This is a genomic window from Ruegeria sp. ANG-R, from assembly GCF_000813985.1.
Taxonomy (GTDB): Bacteria; Pseudomonadota; Alphaproteobacteria; order Rhodobacterales; family Rhodobacteraceae; genus Ruegeria.
On sequence record NZ_JWLJ01000001.1, the window covers coordinates 1,272,947 to 1,297,086 of the forward strand.

The 24,140-nt window shown below is 59.2% G+C and carries 27 protein-coding genes; 12 read left to right on the forward strand and 15 right to left on the reverse strand.

The genetic code is table 11. The features are described 5' to 3' along the window. The first annotated feature begins 111 nt into the window (after positions 1–111). From lptG to rsmA, 5 genes are all read left to right on the forward strand, one after another. Positions 112–1,212, forward strand: coding sequence for an LPS export ABC transporter permease LptG (gene lptG / locus RA27_RS06325; RefSeq protein ID WP_039535921.1), 1,101 nt, complete (start codon positions 112–114; stop codon positions 1,210–1,212). Next, entirely contained in the window at positions 1,212–3,374 is a 2,163-nt protein-coding gene (lptD, locus tag RA27_RS06330; protein WP_039535923.1) for an LPS assembly protein LptD, read from the forward strand. The genes lptG and lptD overlap by 1 nt, the downstream gene beginning before the upstream one ends. Beyond that, positions 3,365–4,618 carry a peptidylprolyl isomerase gene (locus RA27_RS06335; protein WP_039535926.1) on the forward strand — a complete coding sequence of 418 codons (1,254 nt, stop codon included), beginning with the start codon at positions 3,365–3,367 and terminating at the stop codon, positions 4,616–4,618. Before lptD ends, RA27_RS06335 begins: the two co-directional genes overlap by 10 nt. Next, complete coding sequence (gene pdxA / locus RA27_RS06340) at positions 4,615–5,580, forward strand: 4-hydroxythreonine-4-phosphate dehydrogenase PdxA (protein ID WP_039535928.1); 966 nt, start codon at positions 4,615–4,617, stop codon at positions 5,578–5,580. Before RA27_RS06335 ends, pdxA begins: the two co-directional genes overlap by 4 nt. Positions 5,581–5,660: 80 nt before the next feature. Continuing rightward, positions 5,661–6,503: a 16S rRNA (adenine(1518)-N(6)/adenine(1519)-N(6))-dimethyltransferase RsmA gene (rsmA, locus tag RA27_RS06345; protein WP_039535930.1), complete on the forward strand. Its 843-nt coding sequence runs from the start codon at positions 5,661–5,663 to the stop codon at positions 6,501–6,503. 649 nt (positions 6,504–7,152) lie between these two features. Here the strand turns inward: rsmA and RA27_RS06350 are convergent. From RA27_RS06350 to prfA, 3 genes are all read right to left on the reverse strand, one after another. Then, positions 7,153–7,740 carry a DUF4167 domain-containing protein gene (locus RA27_RS06350; RefSeq protein WP_039535931.1) on the reverse strand — a complete coding sequence of 196 codons (588 nt, stop codon included), beginning with the start codon at positions 7,738–7,740 and terminating at the stop codon, positions 7,153–7,155. A 227-nt stretch (positions 7,741–7,967) separates the two neighbouring features. Then, the gene (gene prmC, locus RA27_RS06355) at positions 7,968–8,825 is read right to left on the reverse strand and encodes a peptide chain release factor N(5)-glutamine methyltransferase (RefSeq protein WP_039535932.1); all 858 of its coding nucleotides are present in this window, start codon (positions 8,823–8,825) and stop codon (positions 7,968–7,970) included. Next, complete coding sequence (gene prfA, locus RA27_RS06360; protein ID WP_039535933.1) at positions 8,822–9,877, reverse strand: peptide chain release factor 1; 1,056 nt, start codon at positions 9,875–9,877, stop codon at positions 8,822–8,824. Before prfA ends, prmC begins: the two co-directional genes overlap by 4 nt. Before the next feature lie 62 nt (positions 9,878–9,939). On the opposite strand from prfA, the gene RA27_RS06365 reads away from it, so the two are divergent. Next, entirely contained in the window at positions 9,940–10,242 is a 303-nt protein-coding gene (locus RA27_RS06365) for a hypothetical protein (RefSeq protein ID WP_039535935.1), read from the forward strand. On the opposite strand, the gene RA27_RS06370 is transcribed toward RA27_RS06365, so the two are convergent. The 4 genes from RA27_RS06370 to RA27_RS06385 are packed head-to-tail and all read right to left on the reverse strand — an operon-like array spanning position 10,168 to position 13,777. Then, positions 10,168–10,569 carry a DUF1499 domain-containing protein gene (locus RA27_RS06370; RefSeq protein ID WP_039535937.1) on the reverse strand — a complete coding sequence of 134 codons (402 nt, stop codon included), beginning with the start codon at positions 10,567–10,569 and terminating at the stop codon, positions 10,168–10,170. The two genes, RA27_RS06365 and RA27_RS06370, sit on opposite strands and share 75 nt — an antisense overlap. 56 nt (positions 10,570–10,625) lie before the next feature. Beyond that, entirely contained in the window at positions 10,626–11,573 is a 948-nt protein-coding gene (speB, locus tag RA27_RS06375; protein WP_039535939.1) for an agmatinase, read from the reverse strand. Between the two features lie 59 nt (positions 11,574–11,632). Then, positions 11,633–12,601 carry an agmatinase gene (gene speB, locus RA27_RS06380; protein WP_039535940.1) on the reverse strand — a complete coding sequence of 323 codons (969 nt, stop codon included), beginning with the start codon at positions 12,599–12,601 and terminating at the stop codon, positions 11,633–11,635. Between the two features lie 12 nt (positions 12,602–12,613). Beyond that, the gene (locus RA27_RS06385) at positions 12,614–13,777 is read right to left on the reverse strand and encodes a M20 aminoacylase family protein (protein ID WP_039535942.1); all 1,164 of its coding nucleotides are present in this window, start codon (positions 13,775–13,777) and stop codon (positions 12,614–12,616) included. Positions 13,778–13,843: 66 nt separating this feature from the next. Between RA27_RS06385 and mazG the strand changes: the two genes are divergently transcribed. The 3 genes from mazG to RA27_RS06400 all read left to right on the forward strand — a co-directional run bounded on the left by mazG (position 13,844) and on the right by RA27_RS06400 (position 16,149). Then, complete coding sequence (mazG, locus tag RA27_RS06390) at positions 13,844–14,701, forward strand: nucleoside triphosphate pyrophosphohydrolase (RefSeq protein WP_039537072.1); 858 nt, start codon at positions 13,844–13,846, stop codon at positions 14,699–14,701. Positions 14,702–14,764: 63 nt separating this feature from the next. Next, complete coding sequence (locus RA27_RS06395; protein WP_039535944.1) at positions 14,765–15,703, forward strand: nucleoside hydrolase; 939 nt, start codon at positions 14,765–14,767, stop codon at positions 15,701–15,703. Beyond that, positions 15,700–16,149 carry a GNAT family N-acetyltransferase gene (locus RA27_RS06400; RefSeq protein ID WP_039535946.1) on the forward strand — a complete coding sequence of 150 codons (450 nt, stop codon included), beginning with the start codon at positions 15,700–15,702 and terminating at the stop codon, positions 16,147–16,149. The genes RA27_RS06395 and RA27_RS06400 overlap by 4 nt, the downstream gene beginning before the upstream one ends. On the opposite strand, the gene RA27_RS24365 is transcribed toward RA27_RS06400, so the two are convergent. Together RA27_RS24365 and RA27_RS06405 are read right to left on the reverse strand one after the other, a co-directional pair. Beyond that, positions 16,146–16,313 (reverse strand): hypothetical protein, encoded by a 168-nt coding sequence (locus tag RA27_RS24365; RefSeq protein WP_193746476.1) that lies wholly within the window; start codon positions 16,311–16,313, stop codon positions 16,146–16,148. The genes RA27_RS06400 and RA27_RS24365 overlap by 4 nt on opposite strands. Positions 16,314–16,415: 102 nt before the next feature. Then, complete coding sequence (locus RA27_RS06405; protein WP_039535948.1) at positions 16,416–16,730, reverse strand: hypothetical protein; 315 nt, start codon at positions 16,728–16,730, stop codon at positions 16,416–16,418. A gap of 178 nt (positions 16,731–16,908) precedes the next feature. Between RA27_RS06405 and RA27_RS06410 the strand changes: the two genes are divergently transcribed. Next, a complete protein-coding gene (locus tag RA27_RS06410) occupies positions 16,909–17,190 on the forward strand; it encodes a hypothetical protein (RefSeq protein ID WP_039535950.1) in 282 nt (93 codons plus the stop codon). Positions 17,191–17,243: 53 nt separating this feature from the next. Here RA27_RS06410 and eno read toward each other — a convergent pair whose 3' ends face one another. From eno to RA27_RS06435, 5 genes are all read right to left on the reverse strand, one after another. Continuing rightward, positions 17,244–18,518, reverse strand: coding sequence for a phosphopyruvate hydratase (eno, locus tag RA27_RS06415; RefSeq protein ID WP_039537075.1), 1,275 nt, complete (start codon positions 18,516–18,518; stop codon positions 17,244–17,246). A 144-nt stretch (positions 18,519–18,662) separates the two neighbouring features. Further along, positions 18,663–19,541, reverse strand: coding sequence for a DMT family transporter (locus RA27_RS06420; protein WP_039535952.1), 879 nt, complete (start codon positions 19,539–19,541; stop codon positions 18,663–18,665). 136 nt (positions 19,542–19,677) lie between these two features. Further along, positions 19,678–20,091 carry a Fur family transcriptional regulator gene (locus RA27_RS06425; RefSeq protein WP_039535954.1) on the reverse strand — a complete coding sequence of 138 codons (414 nt, stop codon included), beginning with the start codon at positions 20,089–20,091 and terminating at the stop codon, positions 19,678–19,680. Between the two features lie 71 nt (positions 20,092–20,162). Continuing rightward, entirely contained in the window at positions 20,163–20,867 is a 705-nt protein-coding gene (locus RA27_RS06430) for an endonuclease/exonuclease/phosphatase family protein (RefSeq protein ID WP_039535956.1), read from the reverse strand. Positions 20,868–20,931: 64 nt separating this feature from the next. Further along, entirely contained in the window at positions 20,932–21,552 is a 621-nt protein-coding gene (locus RA27_RS06435) for a hypothetical protein (RefSeq protein ID WP_152610648.1), read from the reverse strand. A gap of 245 nt (positions 21,553–21,797) precedes the next feature. Here RA27_RS06435 and RA27_RS24025 point away from each other — a divergent pair, with 245 nt between their 5' ends. After that, the gene (locus tag RA27_RS24025; RefSeq protein WP_152610649.1) at positions 21,798–21,992 is read left to right on the forward strand and encodes a hypothetical protein; all 195 of its coding nucleotides are present in this window, start codon (positions 21,798–21,800) and stop codon (positions 21,990–21,992) included. A gap of 220 nt (positions 21,993–22,212) precedes the next feature. Here the strand turns inward: RA27_RS24025 and RA27_RS06440 are convergent, their stop codons facing one another. Continuing rightward, the gene (locus RA27_RS06440) at positions 22,213–23,631 is read right to left on the reverse strand and encodes a YdiU family protein (protein ID WP_039535960.1); all 1,419 of its coding nucleotides are present in this window, start codon (positions 23,629–23,631) and stop codon (positions 22,213–22,215) included. Between the two features lie 86 nt (positions 23,632–23,717). Between RA27_RS06440 and RA27_RS06445 the strand changes: the two genes are divergently transcribed. Next, entirely contained in the window at positions 23,718–24,137 is a 420-nt protein-coding gene (locus RA27_RS06445; protein WP_039537078.1) for a cupin domain-containing protein, read from the forward strand. The last annotated feature ends 3 nt before the right edge of the window (positions 24,138–24,140 follow it).

Here is a 24,140-nt window from a genome sequence, read left to right on the forward strand (position 1 = left end):
CGGCAGGCTCGGGGGAGATAACGTGGCACCAATCGGCAGGTATAGGCCGTCGCGCATGAATGCACGCCCGGATGTGATTCCCTTGGGCCGCGGCTTGATGGGGATACCTGCGTGATCCTCGACCGTTATTTTGCCCGCCGCTTTATCCAAAGCTTTCTTGTTATCGGCGGAATCTTTCTGACCCTTATGATCCTGATCGATCTGATAGAGCAGGTGCGTCGGTTCGATCAGGTCGGCCTGTCCTTCGGCCAGCTTCTGCAGCTGACCTTGCTGAATACGCCCGCCGCCATCAGCGAAATGCTGCCCCTGCTGATGATTCTGGCGACAATTGCGCTGTTCGTCGGCCTCGCCCGCAGTTCTGAACTGGTGGTCACCCGCGCCATCGGACGGTCGGGCATCCGCGCGCTGCTGGCTCCGGTTCTGCTGGCATTGACCATCGGCGGACTTGCGGTGGCGCTGTTGAATCCGATCGCGGCCGCCACCTCTGAAGAGTTTCAGCGCCTGTCCGATGACTATCGCAATCAGGGCAGCTCGGCCTTATCGATCAGCCGCGAGGGGTTGTGGCTGCGGCAAGGATCAGCCAACGGCCAGTCGGTGATTCACGCAACTGGCACGGTCAATGGCGAACGGTTCGCGCTGCAGGATGTGACCATCACCACGTTCTCACCCGACGGCAAACCCAACCAACAAATCGCAGCCGAGCAGGCCGATCTGGAGGATGGGTACTGGACCCTGCGTCAGGCCAAGGTCTGGACCATTCAGGACGATCTGAACCCGGAAACCAGCGCGACCACCCACGAGATATTGAACCTGCCCACGACGCTGACGCGGGATCGGATTCTCGACACGCTGGGCCAACAGGACTCCGTGTCGGTTTATGATCTGCCGCAGCTGATTCGTGACCTGCGCGAGGCTGGATTTTCCACCAAGCAATATGAAGTCTGGCTGCAGGTACAACTCGCAAGACCACTGTTTCTGGTCTCGATGGTTCTGATCGGGGCTGCCTTCACCATGCGCCACGTCCGGTTTGGCGGCACCGGTGTGGCCGTGCTGACCGCCGTGCTGTTGGGGTTCGGCATCTATTTCATCCGAAATTTTGCGCAGATTTTGGGCGAGAACGGTCAATTGCCGATCCTTGTGGCGGCCTGGGCGCCGCCATTCGCGGGGATTCTTCTGTCTCTGGGCCTGTTGCTGCACGCGGAGGACGGCTGATGCGATCCATCCTGTCCCTGCTTCTGTCCAGTGCGCTGGTCCTGTCGCTGCAGAATGCTGCCTCGGCACAGTCCAACAGCAACCCGCCCGCGGAAGCCGATGCGGCTGAGCAGAACCAGCCCGCCCTTCTGGTGGCGGACGAGATATTCATTACCCCGGACCGCAAACTGGTCGCCGAGGGCAATGTCGAGGCCTTCCAGGGCGATGTGAAACTGACCGCCAAAAGCGTCACCTATGATCGCGAAACCGGCGAGCTGACAATAACCGGTCCGATCCGGATTGACGAAGGCGGACAGAGCACGTTGCTGGCCGATTCCGCTCAACTGGACAGCGGAATACAAAACGGCATCCTGATGGGCGCGCGTATGGTGTTCGACCAGCAGGTTCAGATCGCCTCGGTTCAGGCCACGCGTGCGGCGGGCCGATACACGCAGTTCAGCAAGGTCGCGGCGACCTCGTGTCATGTTTGTGCCAACGGCAAACCGCCGATCTGGCAAATTCGCGCCCGCAAAGTGACCCATGATCAGCTGGAACGACAGCTATATTTCGAGGGGGCCCAGTTTCGCATTCTGGATGTTCCCGTCTTCTATTTCCCGACCCTGCGCCTGCCCGATCCGACGCTCGAGCGGGCCACCGGTTTCCTGGTGCCCTCGATCCGCACCACCTCGCAATTGAGCACCGGGGTCCTGGTTCCCTATTTCTTCAAGATCGGGGATCACAAGGACCTGACGCTAACGCCCTACCTGTCATCCAAGACCCGCACCCTTGGGTTCCGATACAGGCAGGCGTTCAAACGCGGGCGCATCCGACTGCGCGGCGCCTATACCCGCGACGATATCCAGCCCGGTCAGGATCGCGGGTATTTCTTCGCCGACGGCCGCTTCAGTCTGGGAAACAGCTATCGGCTCACATTCGATATCAGAACAACTTCGGACGACTCGTATCTGGCCGATTACGGCTTGCCCGATTATGATCGTCTGCGCAGCGAGATTGCCCTTGAACGGATCAAGCGCGACACCGCGTTCAGGACCAGTTTCATTCACTACAAAACTCTGCGGGACAGTGAAAATCAGGACGAGATACCGTCGCGTATCTTCGACATCAACTATCGCAAACGCTTCTTCCCCAATGCGTTAGGGGGTGAGGTGCAACTTGCCATGATCGGCCACACCCATACGCGCACCAGCGACGAGGATATCGTGGGCCGTGACGTCGCCCGTGCGACATTCGATGCGGAATGGCTGCGCAACTGGACCTTTGCAACCGGGCTGCGCGCCGAGGCGCAATTGGGCGCGGCAGTTGATACGTTCAACATCCGCAATGACAGCAGTTACCCGAACAATGTGACCCGCTCGACCCCACGCGCAGCTTTTACCCTGCGCTACCCGATGCTACGCCGCGAACAGAGCGGCGCGACGCAGATCCTTGAGCCAATCGCGCAAATCGGCTGGACACATGTCTCGGACAACGACGTGCCCAACGACGAAAGCACATTTCAGGAACTCGATCAGGGCAACCTCCTGTCACTGTCGCGTTTTCCTGCCCCTGACCGCCGCGAAAACGGTACCACGGCTGTCGTTGGCCTGAACTGGTCCCGCTACAACGCGGATGGCTGGCGGGCGCTAGCAACGATCGGACAGGTCTTCCGGTCTGATGCCGATCCAGATTTCACTCTGACCTCGGGGCTGCAGGGGACCAAATCCGACGTTCTGCTGGCCGGGCAGCTGAATAACGGCAAGGGACTGACCCTGGCCGCACGCGGACTGTTGAACAGCGATTTCAGCTTTACCAAGGCCGAACTGCGCGCGGCGTGGTCAAAAGGGGATGCTGCGATTTCCGGCGGCTATATCTGGCTGGAACCAGACCCGGCGGAGGCGAACAACGATGAAATCTCGGAATTGCGCGTTTCCGGTCGCTACCGCGTGGATCAGAACTGGCTGACCCGCGCCAACGCACGTTACGATTTCAGCGAGTCCGAGCCGCTCCGCCTTGGGTTTGGTGTGACGTATGAAAATGAGTGTGTGCAGGTAAATGTGAACATCAACAGACGCTTTACCTCCACATCAAGTATTGAGCCTTCGACAGAATTCGGCTTTACCGTAGCCCTGACAGGGTATTCCGTCGAAGGCGATGGACAGAAGTTTAAGAGAAGATGCAGTTGATCTCAGGTTTCACAAAGTCTCTCCGCTCTGGCTGCCACAAATCGGTCCTGCCGGTGCTGGCTGCCACGCTAATTGCCATGGCCGCGCCGCAGGCCCAGGGTCAAAGCCTTTTCTCGCCCGCGATCCGGGTCAACCAGGACATTGTAACCTGGTATGAATTGCAACAGCGACAACAGTTTCTTGAGCTGCTCGGCGTCCCCGGCAGCTCAGAGAGCGAGGTCCGCGAGGCTCTGATCGACGACCGCCTGCGCAAGCAGGCAATGCGCGAAGCCGGAATCGAGGCCGCACCCGAGGATATCCAGACCGGCATTGACGAGTTCGCCTCACGTGGCAACCTGAGCAGCGAAGAGTTTCTCAAGCTGCTCAACGACGCTGGCGTTTCCAAGGAAACCGTGCGGGACTTTGTGTCCGATCAGCTGTCATGGCGCGACTATGTCAGCGCTCGCTTTCTGTCTCAGGCCCGCCCCACCGAAGACGAGATCAACCGCGCCCTTGGCCAAGGCGGCGGCGGCGGCCTGCAGGTCCTGTTGTCCGAGATCATCATTCCGGTCACACCACAGACACTGGCGCAGGCCGAAGCACTGGCAGAGGAAATCTCGCAGCTTCCCGATCAGAAAAGCTTTTCCACTGCCGCAACGCAGTATTCTGCCGCCGCCACACGTGAGGATGGCGGACGGCTGGATTGGCTTTCGCTCAGCAACCTGCCACCTGCCCTTCAACCCGTCATTCTGAGCCTGAAAAACGGCGAGATCACCGATCCGCTATCACTGCCGAACGCCGTGGCCCTGTTTCAGATGCGCGGTATCCGGGAAGTTGCCGCCGGCACGCCAAGCTATTCCGAGATTGACTACGCCATCTATTATCTGCCCGGTGGCCGCAGCGCTGAAACGCTTGCGAAAGCCGAGCGCCTGAAGGAAGAGATTGACACCTGCGATGATCTCTATGGCCTCGCCAAGGATCAATCTCCCGATGTTCTGGACCGCATCACAGCCAGCCCATCCGAGATCCCCCGTGACGTCGCGCTTGAACTGGCCAAGCTTGATCCAAATGAAGCATCGACCGCTCTGACGCGCAACAACGGGCAGACACTGATGTTCCTGATGCTGTGCAAACGCACCCGCGATCTGGGCGAGGATACGACCCGCGTCGATGTAGCCAATGCGCTGACCCAACAGCGCTTGCAGGCGCTCGCCGAAGGTCTGCTCGAACAGTTGAGGGCCGACGCCGTTATCATCGAACAATGACAGCCCCGATCGCGCTAAGCTGCGGCGAACCCGCCGGAATAGGCCCCGAAATCGCGGCCAAAGCCTGGGCCGCCCTGCGCGACAGCTGTCCGTTCTTCTACATCGGGGACGCCTCGCATCTGCCGACAGATACCCCTGTTGCCCGGATCGCCGGTCCAACCGAGGCCATCGCGGCCAGTTCTGCAGCCCTGCCCGTTCTGCATGTCGACTTCCCTGCGTCAAACACACCTGGCTACCCTGATCCGCAAAACGCGCTTTCGGTCGTAGATGCCATCGAACAGGGCGTCGAGCTGGTGCAATCCGGCGCGGCATCCGCGCTGTGCACGGCTCCGATTCACAAAAAGGCACTGATCGACGGCGCTGGGTTTGCCTTCCCCGGCCATACCGAATTTCTCGCCGCGCTCGCCGGTCGTTCCAGAGTGGTGATGATGCTGGCCAGCGATCAGCTGCGTGTGGTTCCAGCCACGATTCACATCCCGCTGTCGCAAGTGCCAAGCGCGCTTACCCCCGAAATACTGCGGGAAACCATTGAGATCACCGCCCGGGGCCTGCGCAGCCAGTTCGGCATCCCCCATCCCCGGATCGCCGTCGCCGGCCTGAACCCCCACGCGGGCGAAGAGGGCAAGATGGGGACCGAAGAACTTGACTGGATCACCCCGATGCTCGCGGCTTTGAACCCCGACAGCTACACCGTGACCGGCCCCCACCCGGCAGACACCATGTTCCACGCCGCCGCCCGCGCACGCTACGACGTCGCCATTGCGATGTATCATGATCAGGCCCTGATCCCGATCAAAACGCTGGATTTCGACAGAGGTGTGAATGTGACCCTGGGTTTGCCATTCGTCCGGACCTCACCGGATCATGGCACCGCTCTGGACATCGCGGGCCAAGGCATCGCAAACCCGACCAGCCTGATCGAGGCCCTGAAACGCGCGCGACAGATGGCGCAGTCCCGCTAATGCTTCATCTGGCCCCAAATATCCCCGCCGGAGGCAAAAAATCTCTGGCGCGCTCTTTCCACTCCAATCAACGGTAAAGCATGAGCGCCATCGACTCCCTCCCTCCGCTGCGAGAGGTCATTGCGACCCACCAGCTTTCGGCCCGCAAATCTCTGGGCCAGAACTTCCTGCTCGACCTGAACCTGACCGCCAAGATCGCAAGGCAGGCCGGAGATCTGACCCAATGCGATGTTCTCGAAATCGGTCCGGGCCCCGGGGGGCTGACCCGTGGGCTGCTCTCCGAAGGCGCCCGCAAAGTGGTGGCGGTGGAAAAAGACACCCGTTGCATCGCGGCGTTAAACGATATCGCCGCCGCCTATCCAGGCCGGCTTGAGGTCATCAACGGCGATGCGCTGGCAATCGACCCACTGGCCCATCTCACACCCCCGATCCGGGTGGCCGCCAACCTGCCTTACAATGTCGGCACCGAGTTGCTGGTCCGCTGGCTGACCCCCCCGGACTGGCCACCGTTCTGGCAAAGCCTCACCCTGATGTTTCAACGCGAAGTGGCCGAGCGTATCGTGGCCCAGCCCGGCAGCAAAGCCTATGGACGTCTTGCCATCCTCGCTCAATGGCGGGCCGATGCGCGCATCGCCATGTCCCTGCCACCCGGTGCGTTCACCCCGCCACCGAAAGTGTCGAGTGCCGTGGTCCATTTGACGGCCCTGCCCGAGCCCCGCTATCCAGCCGACGCCGCCACTCTATCGCGTGTCGTCGCCGCCGCCTTCAATCAGCGCCGAAAAATGCTGCGCGCTTCGCTCAAAGGTGTCGCACCCGATATCGAAGACCGTCTGATTGCGGCTGGTATCAAGCCCACTGACCGAGCAGAGCAAGTATCGCTGGAAGCGTTCTGCGCACTGGCAAGAATAGTTTCAAACCACTGAAATATATAGCCTATCGTTGCACAGGTGGTGCGATCTTGCATTAATAACGACCCCACGAAGCAGCAGAATCATAAAAGGGAAACAAAATTTGAGAATCTTTATCTCGTGGCTGATCGGTTTTTTTGATTGGCATCCCGCTTGCAGTGAGCGCATCTGAAATTCAGCTTCAATGCAAATTTGAAACCGACTGAGGCTGGTTTTCTCCAGATGCACGATACACAATCGACCCAACCACCAAGACCGCAATAGTCGAGGACAGGGTTGTACTTTATTCGCGCAAATCACCAATAAAGGTAAGATATACCTCGCCTGCACCAAATGAAATCTCGCTTCGATACAAACTTAAATTGCCTGTGAAAGTCAGCCAACGAGGAGCCGGGATTCATGGCGTTCGCAAGTGGGATACCACAAGAAACGTCAAGTATACGGTTCTTCTCAACACGGTAGCCAAAACAGCTAAGATACGCACGAATGTGCCGAATGCGCCTCGGGCCACGGGTACATGCAAAACTCAATAACGGTCCTGAGAGATAATTATACGGGCCCTGAACTGATACTCTTAGGCATGAGACCCGACCTTAGGCGTCAAACAACAAAACCCCGGGGACCCCGGGGTTCTGCAATACTCAAATAGAATTAAAGCAGGCGCTTACTCAGCCGCTTCAGGCGCATCACCATTGTCCGCCGCAGCCTGTTCTGGCGCGGCCTGTTCCGGGGCGGCCTTTGGCTTGCGTGCGCGTGGTTTGCGCGCGGGCTTTTCCTTTTTCTCCGGAGCCGGTGCCTCTGCACCTTTGTTTTCCGGCGTCTCGACCAGCCCGGCATCGGGTGCAGCGGCCTCAGCTCCGAAATCCACGACATCAGGCTGTGGCGCTTCGGCAGGGTCGGCCTGACGGGCCGCCTCACGCTCCTGACGCTCGGCGCGCTCGCGGTCACGCTCGGCCTGGCGTTCGCGGTTCTGGCGCTCTTGCTCTTCGCGACGCGCTTCGATCTCGCGCTGCGCTTCGCTCAACATGCGCAGGTAATGCTCGGCGTGTTGCTGGAAGTTCTCAGCCGCCACGCGGTCATTCGACAATTGCGCATCGCGTGCAAGTTGGTTGTACTTGTCTATGATCTGCTGCGGCGTGCCACGCACCTTGCCCTCGGGGCCCGAGCTGTCAAAAACCCGGTTGACGACATTGCCGCCAGAGGGACGATTTCGGTTGTTCTTGGCCCGCGAACGGGATTTGGAAGATCTCATCTTACTTTACGTCAGCCTTGTCAATTCACTGTCGATCAACCCGTATCTAACGCTGCTCAGTGGCTTTTGCCGTTACGCGCTATCGACTTTTTGGGCTTGGCGTCAGGGGTGCGCTGAAACAGCGTCAACCTCGCCGACTAGTCTTGAGTAAACATGTCCTGAGCGTGCAGACAAGGGGATTCTCGAAAATGTCGCAGCTTTTTTACATCTATCGGCACTTTTCAGCCTCAGTTTCCCTTCGATGGCGGCAATCTGGCCCCTACGACCCGATCGCGCCCGTCCAGATCAGGGATTACCTGCGTCCCCGTCAACCCAGCGGCATCAAACAGGGCAGATACGTAAGCACCCTGCGTGGGGCCGATTTCAACCAGAATACGTCCACCCGGCATCAGAAAATCCGGGGCCGAGGCTGCGATACGGCGATACGCGTCCAAACCGTCGCCCTCATCCGTCAGGGCCATTCGCGGCTCATGCTCACGCACTTCCGGGGAAAGCTCTTTCATTTCCTCCGCCGAGATATAGGGCGGGTTTGAAACAATCAGATCGAATTTACCGTCAATGTTTTCAAACCAATCCGAACGCACTATCTCTGCCCGCCCCTGCACCTCATGCTGAACCGCATTGGCGCTGGCCTGCAGGCAGGCCGATTCGCTCAGATCCACACCAACGCCCGAAGCACTGGTCCGCTCTGCCAGCAAGGTGATCAGGATACAGCCCGAGCCCACGCCCAGGTCCAAAACATGGTCGAACGGTTCGCTCAGCGCTGCTTCAATCAAAGCTTCGGTTTCAGGACGTGGGTCAAGCACATCACGACTGACCCGGAACCGGCGACCATAGAATTCGCGCTCACCCAGCAGATGCGACACTGGCACCCGAATAGCCCGCAATGAGATCAGTTGGTCATAGCGTTCCGCGATATCAACCGGCAATTCTTCGGGCGCGATCAGCGTCACACGGCTGGCTTCGATCCGCGCGGCATGGGCCAACAGGACCCGCGCATCCCGCGCCGGATCGGGCACGCCCGCCGCCCGCAAACGCGCGGTGGCGGCAACCATGGCCTGCGCCGCTGTTAATGCCGCAATCATTGCGCCATCTCGGCTAGAAGCCGGGCCTGATCGTCTGCGGTCAGTGCGTCAATCACCTCATCCAAATCGCCTTGCATCACCTGATCGAGCTTATAGAGCGTCAGATTGATGCGGTGATCCGTCATGCGTCCCTGTGGGAAGTTATAGGTCCTGATCCGCTCCGACCGGTCGCCCGAGCCCACTTGGCTGGCGCGATCCGCAGAGCGTTCGCTGTCAATCCGTTGCCGTTCAAGATCGTAAAGCCGCGTCTTCAGAACCTGCATCGCAATCTCTCGGTTGCGATGCTGCGATTTCTCGGAGCTGGTCACCACGATACCGCTGGGTAGGTGCGTGATCCGCACCGCCGAATCCGTCGTATTAACGTGCTGCCCGCCGGCACCTGAACTACGCATCGTATCAATGCGGATGTCATTCGCGTCGATCTGGATATCCACATCCTCAGCCTCGGGCAAAACCGCGACGGTCGCCGCCGAGGTATGAATCCGCCCACCGCTCTCGGTCTCGGGCACCCGCTGCACCCGGTGCACACCGGATTCATACTTCATCCGCGCAAAGACGTTGTCACCTTTGATGTGGGCCACCACCTCTTTGATCCCGCCAAGATCGGATGCCTGTTCCTCGATGATTTCAAACTGCCAGCCCTTACCTTCCGCATAGCGCTGATACATGCGCAACAGGTCTCCGGCGAACAGGGCCGCCTCATCGCCACCTGTACCGGGCCGTATCTCCAGCATCGCCGGGCGCGCGTCCGCCGCGTCTTTGGGCAATAACGCCAGCTGCAAGGCATGTTCAGCCTCGGGGATACGGGCTTGCAGTTCGGGGATTTCCTCTTCGGCCAGCTCTTTCATGTCCGGATCGGACAACATCGCCTCGGCCTCGGCCAAATCGCCCACTAACTGACGCCATGCCATGATCTGATCAACCACGGGCTTGAGGTCGGAATACTCCTTGGCCAAGACCGCAATATCTCCGCCCGATGCGCCATCAGCCATGGCCGCTTCGAGGTATTGGAATCGCTGGGTGATCTGTTCTAGGCGTTCTTCGGGGATCATCCGCGCGGTGTCTCTCAATCCGGGGCTTTGGTCAAGGCCCTGCCTTGTGCTAGGCTTGGCGCATGAAACGACTGATCCTGGCCCTGACACTTGTTGCAACGCCCGGAATGGCCGACGTTGTTGGCCCCGGAGGCAAGGTTCAGGACTGCTATTGCACCGACAAATCGGGCACACGCGTCGAATTGGGAGAGATGATCTGCCTGCAGGTCGACGGCCGCATGTTCATGGCCCAATGCCAGATGTCGCTGAACGTGCCCATGTGGCGCGAGGTGCAAGAGGGGTGTTTGTCGTCAGGGCTGCAGCAAAGCAAGCCAACCGGCGACCCGGTCCCGATTGACGCCGAAATCCTTCCGGCCAAATCTTAACCGGGCATAGATGCGCAGCGTATCTCCGTCTTGCTGCACAGTGGTATAGTCCGGGAAACCGAACACCTTGGTGCGGGTGATGTAGGTAATCATGCCCTCTTCCACCGATCCGGCCAGCACGCTGGTGCGCGGTGTAGCGCGTGCGATACGATCAAACTGCGTCAGTCCTTCCGAACCAGTTTCAACGACCCTTACGACTCCGCCCTTCAGGTCACGATCCTCACCCTCAGGGGCTAAGTGCCAGAGCGCAGGATCAGACGGGGCAAGGCGGATATACGCGCCCAGCACAACAATCACCGCAATCACCAGCCACAGCGCCATTTTCATCCGCCCAGTCGATCCCTTTGCAACCAACCTACCCGCTGTGGGCACCGTTCACATCCCTATCGTGACGTCACTCCGGGCAGGATGCACAACAGCTCGAACAGCAGGTTTGCCGCCGTCAACGCGGTGTTACCTGACGGATCATAGGGCGGAGAGACCTCGACCAGATCACAGCCCACCACGTTCATGCCTGCTAAAGCATGGATCAGTTGCAGCGCCTGCGGGGTGGTCAGGCCCGCAATCTCGGGCGTGCCGGTACCGGGCGCGTAGGCCGGGTCGAGGCTGTCGATATCGTATGTGATGTAAACCGGGTGATCCTCAACCGTCTTGCGGATTAGTGAGCCGATCTCGGTCAGGTTCTGTTGCCACAGCTCCCATGCGGGGTATTGGCGGAACCCCCAACCCTGCGCCTCGGTGAAGTCGCTGGCCGCATAGCCCGAGCCCCGAATTCCGATCTGGAAGGTCTTGTCGGGAACGATCAGACCTTCCTCATAGGCGCGGCGAAAGACAGTTCCGTGGGTCTCTTTCTCACCGAACATCTCGTCATTTACGTCAGCATGGGCGTCAACATGCACCAGAGCCACCGGCCCGTGTTTGGCCGCCATCGCCCGCAGGATCGGCAGAGTGATCGAATGATCGCCACCCATCGCCACCGGAATCACATTCTGCGTCAGAATACCGTCATAGCTGTCCTTGATGATCTTCAGGCTATCCGCCAGCGAGAAGGTGTTGATCGCCAAATCTCCAATATCAGCGATCTGCAGATGTTCGAACGGGGCCGCGCCATTGGCCATGTTATAGGGCCGTATCATCGCACTTTCGCTGCGGATCTGCTTGGGTCCGAACCGAGTGCCCGACCGCCAAGAAGTGCCGATATCCATCGGAACCCCGAGGATCGCCACGTCCAGCCCTTCAAGCGACGACGCCTGCGGCAGACGCATGAATGTATTCGGCCCCGAAAACCGCGCCAGATCATTGCCGCCAATGGGTTGGTTGTATTCGGTCATGTACTGTCTCCGATCCGGTGCCTTACCAAGCAGATACCGGGATTATGCCTAACCAAAGGTTAAGGCTTCACCAGCTTGTTCCACCCCAACAGGCATATGATCTGCGTCGCCACATGGGCCCCCGCAATCGCCGTCGCACCAGAGGTATCGTATGGCGGAGAGACCTCGACCACGTCACCGCCCTTGATATTGATCCCGGCAATGTCCCGCAGGATGATCTGAGCCTGAATCGAACTCAGACCACCCCAAACCGGCGTGCCTGTTCCAGGGGCAAAGGCCGGGTCCAGACCGTCGATGTCGAAACTCAGATAAACGGGTCTGTCGCCCAATATCCCTTTGATCTTCTGCGCCACAGCGGCGGGTCCGGATTCGTAAACCTCGCGCGCATCGATGATGTTGACGCCTAGCGTGTCCTCATTTGTGGTGCGTATCCCCACCTGAACCGAACGTTTCGGGTCCACGATCCCCGATTTCACCGCCTTGTAGAACATGGTCCCGTGGTCCACGCGGGACATGTCATCATCGGCCCAGGTGTCGGTATGCGCATCGAATTGCAGCAGCGACATTGGCCCGTACTTCTCGGCATAAGCTTTGAGGATCGGGAAGCTGATATAATGATCCCCACCTAGCGTGACCGAGGCGACATCGGCCTTCAGAATGGTACGGATGTGGTCGGTCAGCGTGTCGGGAAAAGCCGGGATATTGGCATAGTCATAGGCCATGTCGCCATAATCCACGATGGCCAGCTCACTCAGAGCATCAAAAGGCCAGCCATAAGGCGCATCAGGCGATTGCAAAGCACTGGCCTCGCGGATCGCACGAGGGCCAAGCCGGGTTCCGGGGCGGTTTGTCACCGCCTGATCGAAAGGCACGCCGGTTACAGCAATATCCGCTCCGGTCAGGTCTTTGGTATATAGCCGCCGCAGGAATGAGGTCGCGCCGCCAAAGGTGTTCTCATAGGACAGCCCCTTGAGATCGGGGTTGGTGAATGCTTCATCCACTTGGTTCTTTGCATCTTCCAGTGCCATGTCTTTTCCCTGTCAGCCCAACGGCTGTGCCTTTTCGACGATCCGCGCGAAGAAGGACGCTCCGACCGGTGCGACGTCGTCATTGAAGTTGTATTTCGGATGGTGCAGCCCGGCCCCGTCGCCTTGCCCCATGAAAAGATAAGCACCGGGTCGGGCCTGCAGCATATAGGAAAAATCCTCGGCCCCCATCTCGCGTCCAGCATTATCCTTCACACGTTCCGCACCGGAGACATCCCGCGCCACCTCGGCCGCAAACGCGGCCTTGTTGGCATCGTTGATAGTGGCGGGATACCCCTCCTGATAATCCAGCGTGGCCTCGACACCGTACGAGGCCGCCTGCCCCGTCACAATCTGCGCCATCCGCTCTTTGACCATCTTCTGTACCGCCGGATCAAAGGTGCGCACTGTTCCGTTCAGATAAGCGGTGTCGGGGATAACGTTGTTCACCGTTCCGGTGTGTATCTGCGTCACCGATACCACCAGATCGTCCAGCGCATAATGATTGCGGCTGACGATGGTCTGTATCGCCTGCGCCATCCCGCAAGCCGCCATCACCGGGTCGCGCGTCTCATGTGGCATGGCCCCGTGGCCGCCAACGCCCTGAATATGGATCTCGAACGTATCCACAGCTGCCATCAGCGGCCCCGGCGTGGTTTCGAACAGACCTTCAGGCCGCCCCGGAGTATTGTGGATACCATAGACCTGAGAGATATCGAACCGATCCATGATGCCTTCTTCGACCATGACGCCCGCGCCACCGCCCTCTTCCTCGGCGGGCTGAAAGATCAGCGCCACCCGGCCAGCAAAATTCCGCGTCTCGGCCAGATAGCGCGCGGCACCCAGCAGCATTGTGGTGTGTCCGTCGTGACCGCAGGCGTGCATCTTGCCGGGGTTCTTCGAGGCGTATTCCACGCCCGTCTCCTCGGTAATCGGCAACGCATCCATATCAGCGCGCAAACCGATAGTCGGGCCGTCCCCCTGCCCATTGATGATCGCGACCATGCCGGTCTTGGCGATCCCTTCGTGCAGCTCATCCACGCCGAACTCGCGCAGACGCTCGGCCACGAATGCGGCGGTCTCATAGCATTCGAATTCCAGTTCGGGGATGGTATGAAGGTGCTGGCGCCATGCGGCCATATCAGCGGCGTAATCGGCAATTCGGTTGACGACGGGCATCTGGGGTGGACTCCTGATCGGGACTGCGGGATGGATGCATCTGACACCGGAACGAAAGGGTTCGCAATGGCTGATACTTCGCTGATCCACGACAGCGACGCAGGGATCGAGCGTTTGCTTGAAATCATGCGCCGCCTGCGCGACCCTGAAACCGGCTGCCCGTGGGATATCGAACAGGATTTCTCGACGATTGCCCCCTATACGATCGAAGAGGCCTATGAGGTCGCCGACGCCATCGAACGCAAGGCGTATGACGAGCTGAAAGGAGAACTGGGTGACCTGTTGTTCCAATCCGTCTTCCACGCACAAATGGCTGAGGAAGCAGGGCATTTCACCTTTCAGGATGTGGTGCGCACCATGTCGGACAAGATGGTTGCCAGACACCCGCATGTCTTCGGTGACGAATCCCGTGACAAATCCGCCGACCAACAGACGAAAGACTGGGAAACCATCAAGGCCGCCGAACGCGCGGGCAAAGAACAGAAAGGCGCACTGGACGGCGTGGCGGCAAACCTGCCCGCCCTGCTGCGCGCCCATAAACTGCAGCAACGTGCCGCGCGCGTGGGCTTTGATTGGCCCGACGCTAGCCATGTCCTCGCCAAGATCACGGAAGAGGCCGCCGAGTTGGAAGAAGCGCGCGACAGCATGAATGCCGACGCGCTTGAAGATGAATTCGGCGATCTGCTGTTCGTGATCGTCAACCTAGGCCGCCACTTGGGCATCGAACCCGAAGCCGCCCTGCGCCGCACCAACGCCAAATTCACCCGCCGCTTCGCGAAGGTCGAAGCCCGGCTGGCCGAGCGCGGGAAAACGCCCTCGCAAAGTGATCTGGCCGAAATGGATGCGCTTTGGGACGAGGTGAAATTCGAAGAACACCGCGCCAACGGCGAACTCCCGCCGGTGGACGCGCCGGCAGGCACGTAATTCGGCTAGACAAGTCCCGCGACACTTGCCAGTGTCCGACCTTCACGGCCCCCGGAGACCCCCATGCCCCGCAAGATCATCATTGATACCGATCCCGGCCAGGACGATGCCGTCGCCATCCTGCTGGCCCTTGCCAGCCCTGAAGAGATCGAGGTTCTGGGCATCACCGCCGTCGCCGGAAACGTGCCTTTGGAACTGACCGCCAAGAACGCCCGCATCGTGTGCGAGTTGGCGGGTCATACGGATGTGCCTGTTTATGCCGGGTGCGATCGTCCGCTGAAACGCCCGCTCGTCACCGCCGAGCATGTGCATGGCAAAACCGGGCTTGATGGCCCTGTTCTGCCTGATCCCGAGATGCCTCTGTCCGAGGGTCACGCAGTCGATTTCATTATCGAAACCCTGCGCGCGCATGAGCCCGGAACGGTGACGCTCTGCCCTCTGGGGCCGCTGACGAACATCGCCACAGCGTTCCAGAAAGCGCCCGACATCATCGACCGGGTTCAGGAGATCGTGCTGATGGGCGGGGCCTATTTCGAAGTTGGAAACATCACTCCGGCTGCGGAATTCAACATTTATGTCGACCCGGAAGCAGCTGATATCGTGTTTAAATCCGGCATCCATATCGTGGTTATGCCTTTGGACGTGACCCATGATGCACTGGTCACGCCCCATCGCAACGATGCGTTTCGGGCATTGGACAGCAAGGTTGGTCATGCGGTCGCAGAGATGACCGATTTCTTCGAACGCTTCGACAAGGAAAAATACGGCTCGGAAGGCGCGCCGCTGCACGATCCCTGCGTGACCGCCTATCTGATCCGGCCCGAACTGTTCTCGGGCCGCCACATTAATGTTGAGATCGAAACCCAGTCAGAACTGACGCTGGGCATGACTGTGGCCGACTGGTGGCGGGTCACTGATCGCGCACCAAATGCCATGTTCATGGGCGACGTGGACGCCCAAGGTTTCTTCGACCTGCTCACTGAAAGGCTGGCCCGCCTATGACCGCCGCACTCCGCCTTGCACGCCCCGACGATCTGGATCGTCTGATGACGCTCGTCGCGGCGTTTCATTCGGAATCCGGCATTGCGCAGGATGATGAGAAACGCCGCAACGCGCTGACCCCTCTGCTGGACGGCATACCGCATGGGTGCATTTATCTGATCGGGCCGGGCCGCGCGCCGCTGGGCTATATCATCCTGACCTTCGGCTGGTCGGTCGAGTTCGGCGGCATGGACGCCTTCGTGGACGAAATTTACATCCGTCCCGCAGTTCGGGGCCGTGGTATTGCCACTGAAGTGCTGCAGGATCTCCCCAAAGCACTGGCCGAGGCCGGGCTGACCGCCCTGCATCTAGAGGTCGACCGCACCAACGAGACCGCGCAGAAGCTCTATCTGCGATCAGGCTTCAAACCGCGCGACCGCTATGTGCTGATGAGCAAGACACTCTAGCGCGACTCACCCCGGAAGATCAGACTCGGATTGTACATTTCCTTCACCGGATCATCCTGCGAGACTTCCATCCCCGTGATCGGATAGGTCCCCGGCTCTGAACATGCGGCCAGAACTCCGGCGGAAAGCATTGAAATTACAAGAAAGACCTTTGAAGCAGACATGATGTCCCCCTTTCTGCAATACAGGCAGACTATCCGGGGTCACCGCATCGCAATAGGAACAAGTTCACACATAATGGCCTTTATGCCGGCAATCGGCCCGGTTCAGAGGCAGTTCTTGTTAAACGTCCGTTCCATGGTCTTGAACTGCCTGGGCACGCGCTTGGGTTGCGGCAACGCCTTGAACTGTTCGGTAATATTCTCGCCGGTGTACCAAGAATCGAACAGAAGGGCCTTAATGTCATCATCCAACACCGTATCGGCTACATTGTAGGTGCACAGGCATTCCTCAATCGTGACCTGCCCGCTGGGGTCGCCTTCCACCATCTTCTGGCAAATGGCCTCGGGCGGGCGTTCGGCCCATGCGTTCTGAGGTATGGCCAAGAGCGCCGCACAGATCATGTGTTTGAATCTGATCATAAGAGTTACTCATCGCAGCACGATCGCGTGCCATTCGTAAACCGATGCACACAAGATAGCTTCGATCCCGCAGGATATTCGACTTAAGACAAATCTGCCGATTCTTTCCCCGTGACGTGATCGCGGGGCGCTTTCTAAATTCCTTGCACCAAATCACTCAGCAAATGAGGGAGGGAATATGGAACAGCTTATAGGCCAATTGATCGGCGGTGCCGCGGGTGGAGCTGGCGGAGGCAAAGCCGTCAAAGGCTCTGACATGGGCAGTCTCGGCAATATGCTTGCAGGTGCCGTTGGTGGCGTTGGCGGTGGCCAACTTCTTAGCGGACTGCTTGGGGCCGGAGGTGCAGCAGCAGGCGGTATGGATATCGGGGCGCTTGCTGCGAACTTTGTCGGCGGTGGGGTCGCCGGACTGGTCGTTCAGATCGTTGTCGGCATGGTCGTCAAAAAGATCAGAGGCTGATACCCTGACTGCACCAATCGAACCGGGGGCCAATGGCCCCCGGTTCTTTTTTGTTATTTCAGGATCGACGCGCCCGCATATTCCGCAACCTCGCCCAGAGATTCCTCGATACGGATCAGCTGGTTGTACTTTGCCAACCGGTCCGACCGCGCCAGTGAGCCGGTTTTGATCTGGCCGCAATTGGTCGCCACAGCCAGATCGGCAATGGTGGCATCCTCAGTCTCGCCAGAACGGTGCGACATCACGTTGGTATACCGCGCGCGGTGGGCCATATCGACGGCGCGCAGCGTCTCGGTCAGCGAACCGATCTGGTTCACCTTGACCAGCATCGAGTTGGCACAGCCGCGCTCGATCCCTTCCGCCAGACGTTCGGGGTTGGTTACGAACAAGTCGTCACCGACCAGTTGCACTTGGTCTCCTATTGCGTCGGTCAGGGCCTTCCAGCCGTCCCAGTCATCCTCGGACATGCCGTCTTCGATCGAGATGATCGGGTAATCACTGACCAGCGCCGCCAGATAGGCCGCGTTCTCATCCGAGGTCAGTGTTTTGCCCTCGCCGGACAGCACGTACTTGCCGTCTTTGTAGTACTCGGTTGCCGCGCAATCCAACGCCAGATGGATTTCCTCTCCCGGCTTATAGCCTGCCTTTTCAATGGATTTCAGGATGAAATCCAGTGCCTCGCGCGTGCTGGCGATGTTGGGTGCAAAGCCGCCCTCGTCCCCGATGCCGGTGTTCAGACCGGCAGCCGACAACTCTTTCTTGAGCGTATGGAACACTTCGGAGCCCATACGAACAGCCTCGCGGATATTCGCGGCCGAGGTCGGCATGATCATGAATTCCTGAATGTCGATGGGGTTGTCGGCGTGTTCACCGCCGTTGATGATGTTCATCATCGGCACCGGCAAGACCCGCGCCGAAGTCCCGCCAACATAGCGATACAGAGGCTGCGTTGTGAAATCCGCCGCCGCCTTGGCCGTCGCCAGCGAAACCCCAAGAATGGCATTCGCGCCGAGGCGGCCCTTGTTTTCGGTCCCGTCCAGCTCGATCATCGCCTGATCGATGGCCACCTGCTCGGTCGCGTCAAAGCCCATCAGTTCTTCGGCGATCTCACCGTTCACCGCTGCAACGGCCTCGAGCACGCCTTTGCCCATGTAGCGCGCTTTGTCACCGTCACGCTTCTCGACTGCCTCGTAGGCGCCGGTCGACGCGCCCGAGGGCACGGCGGCGCGGCCCATGGTGCCGTCTTCCAGGATCACGTCCACTTCAACGGTCGGATTGCCCCGGCTGTCCAGTATTTCGCGTGCATGGATGTCGATGATGGTGCTCATGATACGGGTCCCAATGATGCCAACGGTTGCAAGCCTCATACCAGCACGCGGCGAAAAGTAAACCGCTTCCGTTATCGCTAACACGCATATTTACCGACCTTTAGGGCTAACAGCTTGCTGTTTGCGCCAACAGAGCGTGCGGGCTCAGGCCACCGCCGTCGCACGCGCGAGCTGGCGCTCTCGTACGAAGGTATACAGACCCGACCCGATGATCAGACCGGCACCGGCCAACGTCATGCTGTCGGGGCGTTCGCCAAACATCAGCATCCCCGCCGTGATCGAGAACACCAGCCGGGTATACCGAAACGGCGTCAACGCCGAGGCTTCGCCAATCCGCATTGCGGTGACGATGCCGTAATATCCCAAAACACCAAATCCAATGGCACCCAGATAAGGTCCGATCTGTGAAGGCTGCAACGGCGCAACAGGCTGCGCGAAAAACAGCATCAGGGCCACGCCAGCCAGAGCCACCCCGATATAAGCCTGCAACGCGACAACCGACGAGGCCACCCGGGCATCCAACTTGCGCGTGATCAGATCGCGCGCGGCGATCGCGATGACCGAAACCAAGACAAACAGCGATTCCGGCTGGAACCCCTCGAGCCCGGGGCGAATGATCATGAGGACGCCGACAAAACCGATTCCGATGGCGCTCCAGCGGCGCCAGCCGACCTGCTCGCCCAGAAACAGCGCCGCCCCCATTGTCACGAATAGCGGCATCGCCTGAAACACCGCGGCCACGGTCGACAGATCGACAAGCGACAAGGCGGTCACAAAGCTGAGCGCTCCGAAAGCCTCGGCCCCGGCCCGGATCAACGGCAGCGTTTTCCACGCGACAGGGTCGAAAATACGTTTACGCGTGACCAGCGACAGGATCGTAAAGACGGCCCCACAGACGAGGCCAAGAACGATCATGATCTGCCCGGTCGCAACACTGACCGAGAGATACTTGATGAACATATCCTCAAGCGCGAAGGCTGCCATCGAGCCGATGATCAGCAAAATGCCGTTTACGTTGTTCATGCGCGTTTCCATTGGAATAGGCCGATAACAGGCCGAGCCTGCCAGCACCAAAACCGCAACCACACCGACGTCGCAAGCCGTATTGCGACATGTTCGATGAATTCCCGTGCGCTGATCAATCGCGTTTCGTGATAGGTCAGTCCTTTTCCAACGGTACGCCGTACAGTTCCAGCCGGTGGCCTTTGAGCCTGTACCCAAGCTTGGCTGCGATCTTCTCCTGCAGCGCCTCGATCTCGGGGTCGACGAACTCGATCACCTCACCTGACTGCATGTCGATGAGGTGATCGTGGTGATCGCGCTCGGCATCTTCATATCGTGCGCGGCCATCACCGAATTCCAGCCGCTCAAGTATCCCGGCCTCTTCGAACAGCTTCACGGTGCGATAGACGGTGGCGATCGAAATGCCCGAATCCTCGGCCGAGGCACGGGCATAAAGCTCCTCCACATCCGGGTGATCCTCGCTCTGCTGCAGGACCTGAGCGATGGTCCGGCGCTGGCCGGTCATACGCAGGCCCTTGGCTTCGCAACGGGCGATAATCGTGTCGGACATAGTGACCCCCGGAACTGTTCGGAATTCTGTCTTAATATGTCCGCGCGCCCTACGCCACAGACGATTTCGCCTCAGGCCGCGCGGCGCAGGTCCGCCCAGATCGGCAAATGGTCCGAGGCGATATGCGCAGGCCGCGCGTCATGCACCCCGTGCAGGGTCGCCTCAAGCCCTTGTCCCAGCGCGATTCTGTCCAGCGCGCCCAATGGTTGCGCCGCGGGAAAACTGGGAACCGGAGGCAGAAATTGCATATCCGGGGCCAGATGATCGAGGATGGGCTGACGAGACCATTCGTTGAAATCCCCGGCCCAGACCGTAGGCATCTGCCCGAGATCAGAATCACAGCGCCGGATATGGCTGATCTGCTGCCGTCTCGATGCCGGCAAAAGCCCCAGATGCATCCCCATCACACGCAGAGGCCCGATCTGCGTATCAAACTCCACCCGCACGGCGCCCCGAGGCTCCAGCCCCGGCAATTCATGATGCCCTGTCTGGCGCACCCGAATGGCATCGCCCCGCCAGATCACCGCGTTGCCGTGCCAGCCAAGACTACCCGCGCCCCCCAGATCAACGATCTGCCACCCGGCCTCATCCAGCATGAAATGCGGCAACGCGGCTGGGCGCGGCGGCAGGCGCTTGTCGGCCTCCTGCAGCACAACAATGTCGGCCTGTATGCTGTCGATAACCTGCAAAACCCGCTGCGGCTGCCGCCGGAAATCAAGGCCCACGCATTTCTGAATGTTGTAACTGGCAAGGCGCAGGGTCGAGCGTTTGGTCATCGGTACACTTAATCTGATTTGGGCCAAGATCGCCAACTGGCCGCAAAAGTGCAAGCCAAGGCTTCTAGGGACAATTCTCAAACGCCGAACTATCAGGTGCCTCATCGCTCCAAATTGCACTTAGCTCCCAATCTGGTGAATTTCCAGACGGCGGCGATACCGTCAAGCTCTGCGTATCAAGAACGCGGCACACAGCAAAGATTTCAACCCCCGACACTTCAGAGCGCACAAGACTGAGGATTTCCGGATCGTCACGGAGGTCACCAGATAGCGCCTCAAACTGCGAATGCAGATCGGCCTCGTCGATGGCTCTTACATTGTCCCAAAGGCTGCCGACATTGACCTCACCATTTGCCCAAACGAAGGTTCTACGGGAGGTGTCGGCGTGTCCAACTGTGCATGTCCTGCGATCCGGTCCCCTTTCGATCGTGCTAACATAGAAGGGGAATCTGGTATTCACGCGGATCGAGAGTTGCCCATTATTAAATTTGGTTCCGGCAACAATCTCATTCCAATCTTTTGAAAAAACATCACTTTGACCCGACAAGGTCCATTGCCTGCATTCTTCAAAGGCCATTCGAACAGGTGAATTGTCTGTTTCTGAATGGGCAGCAGCCGCACAGGAAACAATCGACAACGCGGAGAATAGAAAGAGTTTCTTAAGCATCCCAGGAACTTGATCCATCTGGTTAGAGCCTGAAAGGCTATTAACTATGAATTGTTTTACCGACAATTATTCAATTTTAAAGCATGAACTTGCAGCTAATTTGCATTCCGATTGGTGCTGGTGCTGGCAAACAAAACACCTTTGGTCGCAGCTCACCTGGAAAGAAAAAACACGCTACTGACAAGGCATAGGGCTTATTGGCGATAAGGGCCACTTTTACAGCCATGTTCACAAGGTGCGTGCACCCAACTAGGATTGTTGACATGGACGTGCGCAAGGGTTTCTTCTGCGCTGCTTACAACCTGTACGACACCGCACCTCTGGACCAATACACGCTTGACCGAATTGAGGTTCGTCTGGGTTGGTTCCGTGAAAACCCCGAGATTCCCTGTCGGTTCAATCGAACAAGATCCAAGGGTGCATTTCAGCGCAATACGAAAGGTTCCAGCCCGAGGTAAAAGAGGTTTTCGGCAAGTCTCATAAATCGGTCGCCGAGCTAAGAGAAATCGGATACGAGATCGAGACCCTCCGATCTGACCGGATCGGCTATTTCATCTATGAAGTTGCCAATCAGGTGATCGCAATATCTTTTGCTGACACACCCCAGTATTTCGGAGACCTGAAACTTTCAAAGTTTCAGGGCCGGTTTCTTTCAAGAAACCGGTCGTCGCACACCCCTTACGTCCCGCAAAACGTCGCACGCACGACCTCGCTCTCTGTCGGGGGCCGCTGCAGGTCGGCCGCGTCCGGCTGATCTTCGTAAGGCCGTGACAGCACGTCATTCAGACGATGGAACGGCGCATAGTCTCCTTGCACCGCAGCCTGAATCATCTGCTCAACCCTATGATTGCGCGGAATGAAAGCCGGGTTTGTGGCAGCCATCACCTCTGCGGGCGATTCCTCGCGCGTCAGCCGTGTCTGCCATCCTTTGGACCATTCCTCATAGGCCGTCGGGTCGGTAAACTGATCCCGCGCGCGGTCGCTGCCCAGCGCCCGGAACGTGTTGGTGAAATCCGCCTGATTCTGCGCCATACGTGTCAGCAGATCCGAGATCATCTCCAGATCGTCCTCCTCGGCCCGGATCAATCCGATCTTGGCCCTGAACCGTTCCAGCCACTGCTCCTGCATCAGCGCGGGCATGGCATGGACGATCTCGGTGGCCTCTTCTACGGCGGCATCCTTGTCCTCGAACTGCTGAATCAGGGCGGTCGCCAGCTGCGCAAGGTTCCACACCGCGATCTCGGGCTGGTTGGAGTACGCATACCGGCCCATCCGGTCGATCGAACTGTAGACCGTATTCGGGTGATAGCTGTCCATGAAGGCGCAAGGGCCGTAATCGATGGTCTCACCCGCGATCGAGCTGTTGTCGGTATTCATGACCCCGTGAATGAAACCTACGCTCATCCATTGGGCGATCAGCTGTGCTTGCGCATCCCGGACCGCGCGCAGCAAGCCCATTGGCCCGCCCGCCTCGGGATAGTGACGCTGAATGGCATAGTCCGTCAGTTGGCGAAGGTTCTCTAACTGCCCGCGCGCCGCAAATACCTGGAAGGTGCCCACCCGCAGATGGCTCCGGGCCACGCGGGTCAATACCGCGCCGGGCATCGGGCCTTCGCGCAGTACGACCTCTCCGGTCTCAACCGCAGCCAGAGCCCGCGTGGTGGGGATGCCCAGCGCCTGCATCGCCTCGGAAACGACGTACTCGCGCAGCACGGGCCCCAACCAGGCGCGCCCGTCGCCCTGCCGCGAAAACGGGGTCTGCCCCGAGCCTTTCAGCTGGATGTCCCGCCGGATACCGTCCGTGCCGACAGTCTCGCCCAGCAGAACCGCACGTCCGTCGCCAAGCTGCGGGTTATAGGTGCCAAACTGATGCCCTGAATAGAGTTGCGCCAACGGCTGCGCGCCGTCAGGCACGGTATTGCCCGCAAAAGCCTGCGCCATCTCTTCCAAGTCACCGGGCGAAATCCGCAGCAGCCGGGCCAGATCGGCGTTGAACGCAACCAAACTCGGAGCGCGCACGGGTACAGGCGCCTGCCGCGCAAAGAACGTATCCGGCAGGCGTGCATAACTGTTGTCAAACGGGATCATCAGGGTCATGCGGCAAACATATGCCCTGCATACACAATTGCCATAGCAGATCGTGCGCCACCGTGCATAATATGCGCAATCCGATTGGGGCCTCCATGACCGCACAAGACATCATCAAGCATCTGAACCTGCAACAACACCCCGAAGGCGGCTGGTTCAAGGAAACCTGGCGCGCCGACAATCCCGGCCGCGCCACCGGCACATGCATCTATTTCCTCCTGGCCGAGGGAGAGCGCAGCCACTGGCACAAGGTCGACGCCACCGAGATCTGGCTATACCATTCCGGTGCCCCTCTGGTTCTGTCTCTCAGCGCGACCGACGAGGGACCTGCCGACCACCATATGCTGACGCCTGACCTCAACCAAGGCGCGCCACAGATCATTGTGCCCAAAGGCCACTGGCAGGCGGCCCGCAGCGCCGAAGATTATACTCTGGTCAGTTGCACCGTGTCGCCGGGATTCGAGTTTGCGGGGTTCGAACTGGCGCCCCCCGCTTTCGATATCCCGAGCAGGTAATCA